The following is a 14,016-nucleotide window of genomic DNA, read 5'->3' as shown; positions in this document are numbered from 1 at the left end:
TCTGCCCTCTTAAAGCGCGTTGTTGCCGACGTCGTCGGACGGCGGTCCGGGCAGCACACTGCCCTGTTGCGGGCCCATCGGCGCGTCTGGCGCGGCGGTGCCGTTCTTGAGCGAGCCACCCTGCGAGAGCACCCACTGGTCGAACTGTTCAGGCGGCAGGGCTTCGATTGCGATCGGCATGAAGCCATGACGCGCGCCGCACAGTTCCGAACATTGCCCATAATAGACGCCGGGCTTCTCGATGGTGAAGCTCTTTTCATTCAGACGGCCAGGGACCGCATCCATCTTCACCCAGAGCGAGGGCACGGCAAAGCTGTGGATGACGTCGGCTGCGGTGATGATGAGCTTGATCGGACGACCGGCGGGCAGGATCAGACGATTATCGACGGCCAGCTGATACGGCTCGCCACCGGCCTTCGCCTGCTCCTTCGTCAGCATGTTCGACACATATTCGGGGATGCCGGCGTCGGGATATTCATAGCCCCAATACCATTGATAACCCGTAACCTTGACGGTCAGCGCGTCTTTCGGCGCGGGCTTATACTGGTCGGCCAGCAGGCCGATCGACGGCACCGCAACCACCAGCAGGATGATGACCGGAACAACCGTCCAGATCACTTCGATCAGCGTGTTGTGCGACGTCTTGGACGGGGTTGGGTTGGCCGACGCACGAAATTTCCACATGGCGTAGATCATCAGGATCAGCACCAGGATAGAAATTGCAAAGATCAGTGGCAGAAGCATCACGTCGTGCAGCCAGCGCGCGCTGTGTCCGGTCGAGGTGAACTGCTCCTGCAGGGTGATCTCGCCGGGCTTTGGCATGCCGATGCCTTCGGTCGGCTTCATGCGCGGCGGCGCGGCAACCGTTGCTGCTGGTGCAGCATCGGCGGCGGGCGCAGCGGCGTTCGCTGCCGAATCAGCAGGCGCGGCGACAGTGGCCGCCGCCGGTGCGGTAGCGGCTGCATTGTCCTGCGCAAAGGCCGGACCGTTCATCGCCATTGCTGGCGCAAAGGCCAACAATCCTGCGAGAACGAGCGATTTCACCTGTTTCATAGCGTCTTCTTACCCCGTAACCCCTTGGCGCCGCTGCAACGAAGACGCGCGCATGCACGTCGTCCCCGCCCGGTCGGTTCTGCCGCGGCTTATAGGCATGGTTTTTTGATGCCTCAAGCTAGCAGGAGCAGATTTTCTTCACTGTTGCAACGCTCCCTTCTGGTGCCTATTTCGCTGCGGCGCGCACAGGCGCGTAATCATGGCGGGCAAGAGCGCGCTATGTTGGCAGGAAAGCGGGCCGCGCCGGACAGGGGCCGGGCCGCGCGACAGGATATGACAACGGCATGACCGACGAAGACGTATTGGCGGAATTCCGGGCAGCGGGGGCGCTGCTCGAAGGACATTTCATCCTGTCTTCGGGCCGCCGCAGCGCCAATTACCTGCAATGCGCCCGTGTATTGATGAGCGCCGAGCGCGCAGGCAGGCTCGCGCTGGCCACGGTCCAGAAACTGCCGCGCGAATTGCGGCAGGAGATCGACCTGGTGGTTTCACCAGCCATGGGCGGCCTCATCATCGGCCATGAAGTCGGCCGGGCGCTGGGCAAGGATGCGGTATTTCTCGAACGGCCCGAGGGGACGTTCGAACTGCGCCGTGGTTTTACCATATCGCCGGGGCAGAAAATATTGATGGTCGAAGATGTCGTCACCACCGGCCTGTCGTCGCGCCAGGCGATCGAGGCGGTCGCGGCCGAAGGCGGCATCGTGATCGCCGAAGCCGCGCTGGTCGATCGCTCTGCGGGCGAGGTCGATCTGGGCGTCCCCTTCTACCCGCTCGTGTCGATCAACTTCCCGGTCTATGACGCCGACGCGCTGCCGCCCGAACTGGCGGCAATCCCGGCGATCAAGCCGGGCAGCCGGAAGGTCTAGACGATGCCGCACTCCCCCGCCCCGCTGCGCCTGGGCGTCAATATCGACCATGTGGCGACCATCCGCAACGCACGCGGCGGCGAGCATCCCGATCCGGTCAAGGCCGCGCTGCTGGCGGTGAAGGCCGGGGCGGACGGCATCACCGCGCATCTGCGCGAGGACCGGCGGCACATTCGCGACGCCGACGTCGCGACGCTGATGGCGGCGCTCAGCGTGCCGCTCAACCTGGAGATGGCAGCGACGGCCGAAATGCTGGACATCGCGCTGCGCTACAAGCCACACGCCGCCTGCATCGTCCCGGAAAAGCGGGAAGAACGCACGACCGAGGGCGGACTGGACGCTGCCGGGCAGTTCGAGACTCTCTGCCCGATCGTGGCGGCGTTGAGCGAGGCGGGCATCCGCGTCAGCCTGTTCATCGAGGCCGACGCGCGCCAAATCGACGCGGCGATCCGGCTGGGCGCACCGGTGGTGGAATTTCACACCGGTGCCTATGCACATCTGAACGGTGAAGCGCGGGCAGCCGAGTTGCGCAAGCTGGCCGACGCCGCTGCGCTGGCAGCAAAAAACGGGATCGAGCCGCATGCTGGGCACGGCCTGACTTTCGACAATGTCGCGCCGATCGCCGCCATCCCGCAGGTCGCCGAACTCAATATCGGTCACTTCCTGATCGGCGAGGCTATCTTCGGTGGCCTGGAAGGCAGCATCCGCGAAATGCGGCGGCAGATGGATTTGGCGCGGTGACGACCAAAGGTCGTCATCCCAGCGAAGGCTGGGATCTCAGGCAAACGGCATCTGCCCTGGCCGCACAAGACCCCAGCCTTCGCTGGGGTGACGGCCTGTGGGGGCCGTCATGATCATCGGTCTCGGCTCCGACCTCTGCAACATCGAGCGTATCCAGAATTCGCTCGATCGCTTCGGCGCGCGGTTTGAGCAACGGGTGTTTACCGATGTCGAGCAGGCCAAGGCCAATCGTCGGCCCTTCACCAAGGCCGGCACGCTGGCCAAGCGCTTTGCCGCCAAGGAGGCCTTTTCCAAAGCGGTTGGCACCGGGTTCAAGGCGGGCGTGTTCATGAAGGACATCGGCGTGGTCAATGCCCCGTCCGGCGCGCCGACGCTCAACCTTACCGGTGGCGCGCTGGCGCGGCTCGACGCGCTGGTGCCAGCGGGGCATAGGCCCGTCATCCACCTGACCCTGACCGACGATCATCCCTGGGCGCAGGCCTTTGTCATTATCGAGGCGCTTCCCCTGTGACGACCGATCCCAACAGCCTGCAAGACGCGACCGCCGACACCCATAGCCTGCACGAGGACGCCATACCAAAGGCGTCGGTCGACTGGTGGCAAGAGATCAAAAGCATATTGCTGCTGATCCTGGCGGTGCTGGCCTTCCACAGCTTCGTCGCCAAGCCCTTCTACATACCGTCCGAATCGATGATGCCGGTGCTGCTGACCGGCGATCGGCTGGTGGTGAGCAAATTTCCCTATGGCTGGTCCTATGTCTCGCCCAGCTTTCATCCGCTGCCCTTCCTGAAGGGCCGGGTGTTCGGGCGGCTACCGGTACGGGGCGATATCGTCATCGTATCGCCGCAGAGCCGACGTGAAGATTATATCAAGCGAGTCATCGGCCTGCCCGGCGACATCATCGAAGTGCGCGGTGGGCAAGTGCTGATCAATGGCGTGGCAGTGAAACAGCGGATCCTGAAGCCGCTGCGCCTGCCGGTCGATAGCAATGCCCCCTGCCCCCCGCTGCAATTCCCCGGCGCGCGGATGCAGGGTGCGGATGGCAAGGAATATTGCGAATTGCCGGTGCGGCAGGAAATCCTGCCCAACGGCAAGACCTATCTCACCATCGACATGGGGCCGAGCGCGCTCGATTGGTATGGGCGGGTGCGCGTGCCGGAAAACCACGTTTTCCTGATGGGCGACAATCGCGACAACAGCGCCGACAGCCGCGCGCCGCTGGAGGAAAATGGCCTGGGCGGACCGGTGCCCTGGGAAGCGATCGGCGGCCGCGCCGAGTTCATCACCTTCAGCCTGGACGGCGATTCAAGCTGGAACCCGCTGACCTGGTTCGGTGCTTTCCGCAGTGGGCGGGTCGGCAATAGTCTGCGGCCGCAGAGCGTTACCCAGGCACCATAGGCGATGTGCGATCCGCGCGGGGTACAATAGGCAGCAGGCTTATCAATAAGAATGACAGATCAGCCCGGCTCCGCCAGCCAATCCCTTGCGTCCTCCAGCGTCAGGAACACGCGCAGCCTGGGATGAACCAGCGTTCGTTCGGCCTGTGCCTTGTTGAGCTGACTGCCTACGACGACTGCGGCGCGGCCTTTGGTGAAGGTCATGCCCCCACGCATGATGTTGGTAAGCATATCTGCGATATCGTTCGCCTGCACCGGAAATTCGAATGATTCGACGAGTACGTTGAAATCGTCCCGGATCGCCTGCGCCTCGCGGGCCTTCGATCCCACTTCCCTGGCGAGAGACGTCACATCCTCCGGCTTCCAAAAGCCTTTGACTATCATGGTCAGGCAGTTGGTCGTGTGGTCATAACGTACCTGAAACATAGATCCCTGGTCCAAAGCCCCTGCATGGCTTCACCAGCCACTATGCCGGTGCTGATGATCCTATTTCGCTGGAATCTCCACTACTTATTTATACCCATAAGGTCGTAGTCCGCGTGGAATAATGCCTATGGAGGCAAGAAATCCGCTTCCACCCGTGCACAAAAAAAGGGGTCGGTGGCGGCCCCTTTGTTCTCGTCTCATTTGGCTTTGGCGGTCAGTTGCCCGGCATTGGCTGAGGCGCTGCGCCCGGGGCTCCACCCTGCTGTTGCTGCATCATCTGCTGCATCTGCATGATTTCGGCGCGCGACTTGAAGTCATGCAGTTCGACGTCGAAGACCAGCACCGAACCGGCGGGGATCGGGCCAGCGGCCTGATCGCCATAGCCCAGTTCCGCCGGAATCCAGAGGCGGTACTTGCCGCCCTTCTTCATCTTCTGCAGGCCTTCGGAGAAGCCGGGCACGACGCCATCGACGGGCATGGGCGCCTGCGGATTTTCGTCGAAGACCGTGCCGTCAAGCAGCGTGCCCTTATAGCCGACCAACGCCACATCGGCGGTGGTCGGGCTGGGACCGGTGCCTTCCGTCAGGACCTTATACTGCAGGCCCGATTCGGTCGTCATCACGCCTTCTGCGTCGGCATTGTCTGCCAGAAAAGCCGAAGGCGTCGATTCGACATGCTGCTGCCCTGCCCAGGCAAGACCGCCTGCTGCCAAAGCGACAGCGGCAACGCCGATCCAGAGGCGCGTCAACGACCCCTTGGCAATGGAACGAAGGGGAACAGCCGTCGTGGACATGGCGAAAAGTCTCGCAATTAGGGGCGGGATAGCAGCAGGAAAGCGGGACGGCGTATGCCGCCCCGAACGGCGCTTACTTCGCGCCGTCGCGTTCGGCGCGCTTGCGGTCCATCTTGCGAGCGCGACGGACAGCAGCAGCCTTTTCACGGGCACGCTTTTCCGAGGGCTTCTCGTAGTGACGACGCAGCTTCATTTCGCGATACACGCCTTCACGCTGCAGCTTCTTCTTGAGCGCGCGGAGGGCCTGGTCGACATTATTGTCGCGAACGATGATCTGCATAAGTCCGTCTATCTCCAATCGAAAACGAGCGGTTCGCCGGGATTCTATGATCTGTCCCGACAGCCCGACCGAATAGCAAAGCCAATGAGTCGTCGCAGGTCACCCTACGCCGTGTGGAGCGCGCCCTACCAGCAGAGTCGCGGCACATCAACCCTTAAGCATGCAGAGTCTCGACTCCCGTGCCGGAAAGGTCGATGGTGTTGGGCAATAGTATAAGAGAGGATCGCCCATGGCCAGCGCCGCAAAACGCACCGACATGTCCACAGCCGAATGGGAAGCGCGCCAGCAGCTTGCCGCCTGCTATCGTATTTTCGACCATATGGGCTGGTCGGAACTGATCTACAATCACATCACCCTGCGCGTGCCGGGGGAGGATAATGCCTTTTTGATCAACCCGTTCGGACTTGGTTATGCAGAAGTCTGCGCATCCAATCTGGTCAAGATCGACATCGATGGTACCGTGTTGGACGGTAGCCCCTATCCGGTCAACCGGGCGGGCTTCACCCAGCATAGCGTGTTCCACCGGCATCTGCCGGATGCCCATTGCATCATCCATACCCATACGACGGCAGGCATGGCGGTGAGCGCGACCCGCGAAGGGTTGCGGCCGATCAGCTTCTACGCCGCCGCCTTTACCGGGCAGATCGCCTATCATGATTTCGAAGGCATCACGATTCGCCCCGAAGAGGGCGAGCGTCTGGTTGCCAATCTGGGGACCAAGCGCGTGATGATGTTGCGGAACCATGGCCCGTTGGTCATGGCGTCCAGCCTGCCCGAAGCCTTTTTGAAACATTGGTCGCTCCAGCGCGCCTGCGAGATTCAGGTAGCGGCGGGCGCGGCCGGCACACCGGTGGAGATCGCGCCGGAGGTGATCGCGGTGCATCAGCGCGACCTGTCGGGGATTCAATTGCCGGTCGGGCCGGGCTTACCCGATTTTCAGGCGATGGTGCGGGTGATCGACCGGATCGACAAGAGCTGGCGAGAGTGAGCAGGCAGCGGGAGGCCGTCGGCTGGGCCTAGCCTGACCGTTTGAACAGCCAGCCGATGCTTGATCCGCCCGGCAGCGCTTCGCTCGTCACCACCAGCTGGCGCGTGGGGTGTGCGCGGCCGTCGCCATCGACCCACAGGCTTTCCTCCACGCTCAACACGCCCGTGCCAGTGCGGAACTGCCAGAGCGCCCCCATATCGACGCGCAGCAACGCGCCTTGGCTGTCGGCGGTCAGCGTCGGTTCGACGCCAGGCGCGAGGTGGAAGCGCAGCATGACGGGCAGCTTCGACGGCTTGCGCCGCCGTTCGGCCGGGGTCAGCATATCTTCGCCTCGTATTTCCTTGCCGTCACCACTGACCAGCAGCAAGCGGCGGTGGATATAGCCCAGCCGCCGGACATAGCCGTCATGCGACAGATCTACCCGGCTGCCATTGTCCAGCTCCTGCCGGTTCAACTCCACCTCGGTCACGCCCTTGCCGAGTGTGCCGTCCGGCAACAACGCGGTGCTGTTGCAATCGTCGAGCACCAGTGTGCTGTGGGCGGCGGTGGTGCGCAGCCCCTGGGCCAGGTCGGCGGGAATCCACGCCCCCTCCAGCCCAGCGCCGCCGCAATTGACGACCAGCCGGTGCGGGCCGTCGCTGATCTCGATCGCGCCAGTGGACGCGCAGCCGGCTTCGGCGAGTCGGGCGACCGGCGGCGGCGCGGCATCGACCTGCACCACGGTCGCCCCTGCTGAAATCCGTTGATAGCCCCAGTCGCGTGCCTGTCGCAGCGGGCGGCTGCGCACCCGGCTGGCCTGCACCACGGCATTGACGGTGGCCGGGTCGATCGCGCCTGCGCCCTGCCAGCTGCCCAGCCCTCCATCGCCATGGATCAGACCCAGCAGCGCCGGAACCGCGCGGCCAAGCCCTTCCTCCAGAAAGGCGGGAACGGCTTCGCGGCGGACGTCATAGACTGCGCGCAGCATCGCCAGCGCCATCACCGCCTCGACTTGCGCCAAGGGTGAGCGCGACACGATGCCGCCATCGGCGTGGAAGCCGCTGTCGATCGCGCGCTTGAGGCCCGCTTCGCCGAAAATCTTGCGTGAGGCACCGCCGGGGATGAGCATCGAGGCAGCAACGATCGCACACCAGGCGACGAGGCGCGCCAAGCCCATCGGCGTTTTGTCGGCAATACGATCAAGATGCCGCGCGGTGCGGGCAATGCAGTTGAGGACCAGCGAACGATAGACAAGATCGCTCGACGAGAGGATCAACGGCGCATGCGCGGTCCAGAATAAGAGCCGCCAGCCCGCATTGTCCGCGCGCCAGGCGGGTTCGCTGGGCGTTTCGGCATGGGCACCAAGCCAGCGCCGCATCACCCCTTCGGCGATCGGGGCAGCCTGCTCACGGGTCGCCGTGGTGGCCAGGTCACGCAGCCAGCGGAAGCTGTGGATATGGTCGGCAAAGGCCGGGCCGAGATCCAGCCGCGCGAAATCGACCGTGTCGATGATCTGCTTGCGGCCCCGGAACAGGAAATAGCCCGCACGCATCGCCTGCCCCGCACGGGCATCGCCGCAGATGTCGTCATTGGGCACCGCGAGCAGCTTGAGCGGATATTTGCCCCGCAGCTTGCGGCCGTGAATCGGCGTCTTCCAGCTGAGCAGATAGAAATGATTGGCGATCCGCTGCGCCAGCGACAGTCCCTTATCATCCGCAACGCGGATGAGGCGCTTGCCCTGTTCTATCCCATCGTCCGCAGCCACAGGATCGGCGGCCTGCCCGGTGGAAGCGGGAGAGATGCGCCGCGCGTCGTTCACCCGCCCCGCAGCTTCCGAATATTGTCGGCATAGGCACCCGGCCCACCCCGGAAGGTGGCCGTACCAGCAACCAGCACGTCCGCCCCTGCCGCGATCGCCATCGGCGCGGTGGTAAGGTCGATGCCGCCATCGACCTGCAAGCGGATGTCGCGGCCCGACTTGTCGATCATCTTGCGGATCGCCTCGATCTTGCGCAGCTGGTTCATGATAAAGCTCTGCCCGCCAAAACCGGGATTGACGCTCATTACCAGGATGAGATCGACATCATCGATCAGATAATCAAGCATCTTGGCCGGGGTGCCCGGGTTCAGAACCACGCCCGCCTGCACGCCCAGCGACTTGATATGCTGGATCGAGCGGTGGATATGCGGCCCGGCTTCGGGATGGACGGTGATGATGTCCGCGCCTGCCTGCGCGAAGGCGTCGAGATACTGGTCCACCGGCGAGATCATCAGATGGACGTCGAACGTCTTGGCGCTATGCGGCCGCAGCGCCTTCACGACGGCCGGGCCAATCGTGATGTTGGGCACGAAATGCCCGTCCATGACGTCGATATGCACCCAATCGCAGCCCGCAGCATCGATGGCGCGAACCTCCTCGCCCAGGCGGGCGAAGTCGGCGGAGAGGATGGACGGGGAGATGAGAATGGGCCGGGTCATTAACCGTCGGCCTTAGCTATGGCGTGGGCACAGAGCAACGGGGATTTGGCGACGAAACGATAAGTTTGTGGGGTGCGTTACACCATCACGAAAACGGTCGGGTCCAGGCGGCGCGAAGGCGGCGCGCCCGGGGGCAGCAACTGTTTGACACCATGCAAGGCCGTCACCTCGCCGGTCGGGTCCAGCAGCGGCGCAGCGATCAGGCGCAAGGTGCATTGGCCCATACCGTCCGCCTGATGAATATCGACGTCCAGGGTGAAGCCACGCTTGTGGGCAATGGCGTAGCTGCGCAACCGTTCCATCGCCTCTCGCGATTCCGAGGCGTAGAGCGAGACCGACAAGGCGCGCGGCACGGCGCTGTCCCGTTCCAGCCCGAACATATCATAGACGCCAGCCGTCCAGCTCAATGTTTCATCGACCAGGTCGCAATGCCACAGGCCGAGGCCCCGTTCGGCCAGAGCGACATCGTTGCGCGCCAGCGACGGGTCGAGCGCGACCGGCGCCAGATAATCATGCAGGTCGAACAGCGGCCAGCTATGATGCAGGGGCAGAGGCTCGATCGGTCTCATGATGCACCTTTCCATCGGGACTATATCCATCGTAAGCCCGACTTGGTTAAGGCTTAGTTTGTCCCCCTGGCAAGCCGTGCGATGAAAAATCCGTCCGCGCCACCCCGATCGGACAGCGTATCGGGCAATGTGCGCAACCATCCGCCCGGCGTGGGGGTAAAGCCGTCCGGCAATTCCTCGGGCTGCACTGGATCGATCGCGAAGTCGGGCCGCGCGGCCAGGAAGTGGGCGATCTGATCCTCCCCCTCCGCCTGTTCCAACGAGCAGGTCGCGTAGAGGATGCGACCGCCCGGCTTCACCCAGTCGGCGGCGCGGGCCAAAAGATCGGCCTGCAATTGTGCCAGTTCCTCGATCTGGCGCGCACCGATGCGGTGCAACACGTCGGGATGGCGGCGATAGATGCCGGTCGCGGTGCAGGGTGCGTCGAGCAGGATGGCATCGACCGGCGCATCAGGTTGCCATGTCCGCAGATCGGCCTGGGCGACCTGGGCGACAAGGCCGGTGCGCGTCAGATTTTCAGTCAGCCGCTCCAGCCGCTTGGCGGACTGGTCGAGAGCGGTGACATGCCATCCGGCCGCCGCCAATTGCATCGTCTTGCCCCCCGGCGCGGCGCACAGGTCGAGCACGCTGCGCCCGGCCCCCAGCCCCAGCAGCCGGGCGGCGCAAGACGCTGCAATGTCCTGCACCCACCAGGCCCCCTCGGCAAAGCCCGGCAGTTCGGGAATATGAGCGCCATCGGGCAGGCGGACATGGCCGGGCGCGAAGCTGGTGCCACCCAATTCTTCGGTCCAGCGGGCGGTTTCCGCAGGGTCGCGCAGGCTGATGTCCACCGGCGGTCGGATAGCATAGGCGCGGGCCGCCGCATCGACCATCGCCGCGCCCCATTGCGCGTTCCAGCGGGCCGCGACCTCGGTGGGCAAGGTAGGGGGCACGGGCAAGGTCGGCGCACTGCGCGTGACCGTGCCGAACACGCCGTGGACCAGCTTGCGCGGGCCGCCATCGATCAGCGGCAACGCGGTGGCGATCGCGGCATGCGGCGGCGTGTCGAGCGCCAGCGTCTGGACAAGGGCAATGCGCAGCACCATCCGCGCCTTGGCGTCGGGCGGCAAGACCTGTTGCGTCGCGCCGTCGATCAGCGCGTCGAGATCGGGCAGATGGCGCAGCGTCTCGGCGGCGATGGCATGGACCAGGGCGCGATCGGACGGCGGCAACCCCTGCGCCGCGCCATGCAATGCGAGTTCGAGCGGATCGCCCCGCCGCAGCACGGCATCGAGCAGCCGAAGCGCGGCGCGGCGGGCGGGAAGGCCAGGGACGGTGTCGGGATGGGGTTGTGATTTACGGACCATGGACGGTCCCTAGGCGGAAACATCCGAAAAGACACGCCTGTTTGGCGAGGCCTAATCCCGCCCGTGCGGATCGAGCGCACTGCGGCGACGACGAGGGCGTGCCGCAACAGGTGCAAGGGCGGAAGCGCAGGGTGCCGTGCGGAGCACCGGGGCACCCATTTGCGCGGCGATGTCTTCCAAGGCGGCAATGCGCTTTTGGGTCGCGGGGTGGGTGGAAAAGAGTTCGCTGACATGGGTGGGCACGATATAGAGTTGCGCCGCAGCCGGGTTGCGCTGCGCCACGGGATTGGGAATGCGTTCGGCCTGGCCCGCAATCTTGGCGAGCGCGGAGGCGAGCGCACGGGGATTGCCGCTGATCGCTGCGCCACCTGCATCCGCGCCATATTCGCGATGGCGGCTGATCGCCATCTGCACGATCATCGCGGCAAAGGGCGCGACGATCACGGCCAGGATGGTGGCGATCATATTGCCGTGACCATTCTGACTATCCCCGCTGCGGAAGAACAGGCCAAAATTGGCGAGCATCGAAATGGCACCGGCGATCGTCGCGACCATCGTCATGATCAATGTGTCGCGGTTTTTCACATGGGCCAGTTCATGCGCCATTACGCCTGCCACTTCGTCGCGGTTCAGCATCGCCAGCAGGCCGGTGGTCGCGGCAACGGCGGCATGGTCGGGATCACGCCCGGTGGCGAAGGCATTGGGAGCAGGCTGGTCGATCAGATAGACGCGCGGCATCGGCAGTCCGGCCCGCCGCGCCAAGTCGCGAACCAACCCGTAAAATTCCGGCGCGCTATTGGCGTCCACTTCGCGGGCATTGTGCATCGACAGCACGATCTTGTCGGCGTTCCAGAAAGTGACGAGGTTCATGCCCGCCGCCACAAGCAGCGCGATGATCGCCCCGCTACTGCCGCCCAAAGTGTAGCCCAGCCCCATGAACAGCGCCGTCAGCGCCGCCAGCAACATGGTGGTCTTCAACCCGTTCACTTGCACTTACCTCCGTTGCAACCCAGATAGATCACAGCAGATGAACATGGGGTTGCTCCTGACGCTCCGCAATCGAAAGGCCATCATCATGGGAAGTTTCAACGGCAAGCGCCCGGCGCATGTGCAGCCGCCCGCCCACCTGTCCAAAAGCCCGCCGGTGCCGCAGCCCGACCCGATCGATGCCCCCACGCGACACGCCGAAGAGATGAGCCCGGTGCGTTATGGCGATTGGGAGCGCAAGGGAATCGCGATAGATTTTTGAGACTTAGCGGTCCTCATCGGCTCGCCGCCCTTTTTGCACGACTGCCGCTGGCCCGTGCCGCCCATGCGAGCGGACACAGGATCTGCTCTGGCCTTTTGTCCCGCGCGCTGCGCAGACTTTGGACAAAGGAGTATGGGGCGTGGGATTGCAGCTAGTTTCCGATATGACGATGAAGCCGGTTTCCGATTATGCGCCGCAGGATGCGGCGCTGCTTTGCGCGGTAGGGCGGCTGGTCTGCGCCTGGACGATGCTGGAACAAAGCCTGGAGGCCAAGATCGTGTTGCTGCGAGAGGCTATGGGTGACGTTCACACCGTCGGCGCGCGCACCCGTCCGAGCATGGCCAAGCTGATGACCGAATTACGGACCATGGTCGCGATGCGCGACCGGCGCAACGCCAGCGCGCTCACCGAAATATCCGCGATCGAGCGCGACATGCAGCGGATCGACCGGTTTCGCTCACTCATCATCAACGGCTTTCAACAACCAGCCGAGGGCGGCTTCACCTGCCGCGACGGGCGCAATACGCAGATCCATGTTTCGCTTGATCAGCTCGACGTCGAGATTGGCTCGCTGGACCAACTCGCCCAGCGACTTCTCGCTGTGTGACGGATTATTCTGCGTTAGCAATATTGGTTAATAAAGTGGCAAGATTACATCGTAACACTTGACCTTTACTCAAAGGATGGCGATGCCTTGCTTCATCCCGCAACGCAGCGAGAATGGAGTATCATGGCCCACAAACCCATCCGAAAAGCCATCTTTCCTGTCGCGGGCCTTGGCACCCGCTTCCTGCCGGCTACCAAGGCCGTGCCCAAGGAATTGCTGCCGGTTGTCGATCGTCCGCTGATCCAATATGCGGTGGACGAAGCGATCGAGGCGGGGATCGAGCAGATGATCTTCGTCACCGGGCGCGGCAAAGGCGCGATCGAGGATTATTTCGACATCGCCTTTGAATGCGAGACCTTGCAGCGCGAACGTGGCAAGGATTTGTCGGCATTGGAAGGCACCCGTCTGGCACCCGGCAATGCCGTGTTCCTGCGCCAGCAGGAGTCGTTGGGACTGGGCCATGCCATCTGGTGCGCGCGCGACATCATTGGCGACGAGCCTTTTGCCATCCTGCTGCCCGATGAATTCATGAAGGGTACGCCCGGCAATGGCTGCATGAAGCAGATGGTCGACGCCTACGAAAAGACCGGTGGCAATCTGGTCTGTGCGCTCGAAATTCCGATCGAACAGACCCCCAGCTATGGCGTGATCGATCCGGGCGCGCGCGACGGTGTGCTGACCGAGGTGAAGGGGTTGGTCGAAAAGCCCGCGCTGGGCACGGCTCCCTCCAATCTCATCCTCCCCGGCCGCTATATCCTTCAGCCCGGTGTGATGAAAATCCTCGAAACGCAGGAAAAGGGCGCAGGTGGCGAAATTCAGCTGACCGATGCCATGGCTTCGATGATCGGCCAACAGCCCTTCCATGGCGTGACCTTCGATGGTCGCCGATTCGATTGCGGGTCAAAGGCCGGCTATATCGAGGCCAATCTGGCGATGGCCTTGGAGCGGGCTGATATAGGCGCCCATATCCGCGCCTTTGCCACAGCCGAGTTGGCCCAAGGCTAAACTGGCCCAGGGCTGAAAGGCCCGGCCGACGAAAAAGGGGGCGGTCTGCACCGCCCCCGTTTTGCTCCCTTAACGATTGTCGTGCCGATCAGAACGGCACTTCGTCGTCCAGATCATTGTCGAAATTGGGGCTGCCCGCGCCGCCGCGACCACCGCTGGCCCCGCCACCCGATGCGCGGCCGCCACCATAGCTGCCACCACCACCACCCTGGCCACCGCCAAAGTCGTCGGCATCGCCG

At 63.7% G+C, this 14,016-nt stretch carries 17 protein-coding genes and 1 pseudogene; 8 read left to right on the top strand and 10 right to left on the bottom strand.

What is annotated here, in order from left to right:
- Positions 1–9 precede the first annotated feature (9 nt).
- Entirely contained in the window at positions 10–1,053 is a 1,044-nt protein-coding gene (coxB, locus tag BF95_RS04260) for a cytochrome c oxidase subunit II (RefSeq protein WP_043149632.1), read from the bottom strand.
- A 284-nt stretch (positions 1,054–1,337) separates the two neighbouring features.
- On the opposite strand from coxB, the gene pyrE reads away from it, so the two are divergent.
- From pyrE to lepB, 4 genes are all read left to right on the top strand, one after another.
- A complete protein-coding gene (gene pyrE, locus BF95_RS04255) occupies positions 1,338–1,919 on the top strand; it encodes an orotate phosphoribosyltransferase (RefSeq protein WP_043149631.1) in 582 nt (193 codons plus the stop codon).
- 3 nt (positions 1,920–1,922) lie between these two features.
- Entirely contained in the window at positions 1,923–2,660 is a 738-nt protein-coding gene (locus tag BF95_RS04250) for a pyridoxine 5'-phosphate synthase (RefSeq protein ID WP_043149630.1), read from the top strand.
- Positions 2,661–2,769: 109 nt separating this feature from the next.
- Positions 2,770–3,171, top strand: a complete 402-nt coding sequence (acpS, locus tag BF95_RS04245) for a holo-ACP synthase (protein WP_043149628.1) — start codon at positions 2,770–2,772, stop codon at positions 3,169–3,171.
- Between the two features lie 17 nt (positions 3,172–3,188).
- Positions 3,189–4,058, top strand: coding sequence for a signal peptidase I (gene lepB / locus BF95_RS04240; RefSeq protein WP_051519849.1), 870 nt, complete (start codon positions 3,189–3,191; stop codon positions 4,056–4,058).
- A 59-nt stretch (positions 4,059–4,117) separates the two neighbouring features.
- On the opposite strand, the gene BF95_RS04235 is transcribed toward lepB, so the two are convergent.
- The 3 genes from BF95_RS04235 to rpsU all read right to left on the bottom strand — a co-directional run bounded on the left by BF95_RS04235 (position 4,118) and on the right by rpsU (position 5,556).
- Complete coding sequence (locus BF95_RS04235) at positions 4,118–4,483, bottom strand: hypothetical protein (protein ID WP_043149626.1); 366 nt, start codon at positions 4,481–4,483, stop codon at positions 4,118–4,120.
- A gap of 214 nt (positions 4,484–4,697) precedes the next feature.
- Positions 4,698–5,276 carry an FKBP-type peptidyl-prolyl cis-trans isomerase gene (locus BF95_RS04230; RefSeq protein WP_043149625.1) on the bottom strand — a complete coding sequence of 193 codons (579 nt, stop codon included), beginning with the start codon at positions 5,274–5,276 and terminating at the stop codon, positions 4,698–4,700.
- Between the two features lie 73 nt (positions 5,277–5,349).
- Positions 5,350–5,556: a 30S ribosomal protein S21 gene (gene rpsU / locus BF95_RS04225; RefSeq protein ID WP_006957190.1), complete on the bottom strand. Its 207-nt coding sequence runs from the start codon at positions 5,554–5,556 to the stop codon at positions 5,350–5,352.
- A 229-nt stretch (positions 5,557–5,785) separates the two neighbouring features.
- Here rpsU and BF95_RS04220 point away from each other — a divergent pair, with 229 nt between their 5' ends.
- Positions 5,786–6,544 carry a class II aldolase/adducin family protein gene (locus BF95_RS04220; RefSeq protein ID WP_043149623.1) on the top strand — a complete coding sequence of 253 codons (759 nt, stop codon included), beginning with the start codon at positions 5,786–5,788 and terminating at the stop codon, positions 6,542–6,544.
- Between the two features lie 28 nt (positions 6,545–6,572).
- Here the strand turns inward: BF95_RS04220 and BF95_RS04215 are convergent, their stop codons facing one another.
- The 5 genes from BF95_RS04215 to htpX all read right to left on the bottom strand — a co-directional run bounded on the left by BF95_RS04215 (position 6,573) and on the right by htpX (position 11,903).
- Positions 6,573–8,342: a heparinase II/III family protein gene (locus BF95_RS04215; protein ID WP_043149621.1), complete on the bottom strand. Its 1,770-nt coding sequence runs from the start codon at positions 8,340–8,342 to the stop codon at positions 6,573–6,575.
- Positions 8,339–9,001, bottom strand: a complete 663-nt coding sequence (gene rpe, locus BF95_RS04210; protein ID WP_043149620.1) for a ribulose-phosphate 3-epimerase — start codon at positions 8,999–9,001, stop codon at positions 8,339–8,341. The genes BF95_RS04215 and rpe overlap by 4 nt, the downstream gene beginning before the upstream one ends.
- A 77-nt stretch (positions 9,002–9,078) precedes the next feature.
- Positions 9,079–9,570, bottom strand: a complete 492-nt coding sequence (locus BF95_RS04205; RefSeq protein WP_043149618.1) for a hypothetical protein — start codon at positions 9,568–9,570, stop codon at positions 9,079–9,081.
- 53 nt (positions 9,571–9,623) lie between these two features.
- A complete protein-coding gene (locus tag BF95_RS04200; RefSeq protein ID WP_043149616.1) occupies positions 9,624–10,916 on the bottom strand; it encodes an RsmB/NOP family class I SAM-dependent RNA methyltransferase in 1,293 nt (430 codons plus the stop codon).
- A gap of 51 nt (positions 10,917–10,967) precedes the next feature.
- On the bottom strand, positions 10,968–11,903 hold the full coding sequence (gene htpX / locus BF95_RS04195) for a zinc metalloprotease HtpX (RefSeq protein WP_200866875.1): 936 nt from the start codon (positions 11,901–11,903) through the stop codon (positions 10,968–10,970).
- A gap of 88 nt (positions 11,904–11,991) precedes the next feature.
- Here htpX and BF95_RS04190 point away from each other — a divergent pair, with 88 nt between their 5' ends.
- The 3 genes from BF95_RS04190 to BF95_RS04180 all read left to right on the top strand — a co-directional run bounded on the left by BF95_RS04190 (position 11,992) and on the right by BF95_RS04180 (position 13,777).
- The gene (locus tag BF95_RS04190; protein WP_081764035.1) at positions 11,992–12,165 is read left to right on the top strand and encodes a DUF1674 domain-containing protein; all 174 of its coding nucleotides are present in this window, start codon (positions 11,992–11,994) and stop codon (positions 12,163–12,165) included.
- A 163-nt stretch (positions 12,166–12,328) separates the two neighbouring features.
- Positions 12,329–12,772 carry a hypothetical protein gene (locus BF95_RS04185; RefSeq protein WP_043149613.1) on the top strand — a complete coding sequence of 148 codons (444 nt, stop codon included), beginning with the start codon at positions 12,329–12,331 and terminating at the stop codon, positions 12,770–12,772.
- A 123-nt stretch (positions 12,773–12,895) separates the two neighbouring features.
- On the top strand, positions 12,896–13,777 hold the full coding sequence (locus BF95_RS04180; protein WP_043149610.1) for a UTP--glucose-1-phosphate uridylyltransferase: 882 nt from the start codon (positions 12,896–12,898) through the stop codon (positions 13,775–13,777).
- 88 nt (positions 13,778–13,865) lie between these two features.
- On the opposite strand, the pseudogene BF95_RS04175 reads toward BF95_RS04180, so the two are convergent.
- Positions 13,866–14,016: pseudogene (locus BF95_RS04175) on the bottom strand (single-stranded DNA-binding protein); the annotation flags it as partial.

It is taken from the genome of Sphingobium sp. Ant17, from assembly GCF_000588875.1.
Lineage (GTDB): Bacteria > Pseudomonadota > Alphaproteobacteria > Sphingomonadales > Sphingomonadaceae > Sphingobium.
The sequence above is the reverse complement of the archived record's forward strand: the minus strand, read 5'-3'. Positions and strand labels throughout refer to the sequence as shown.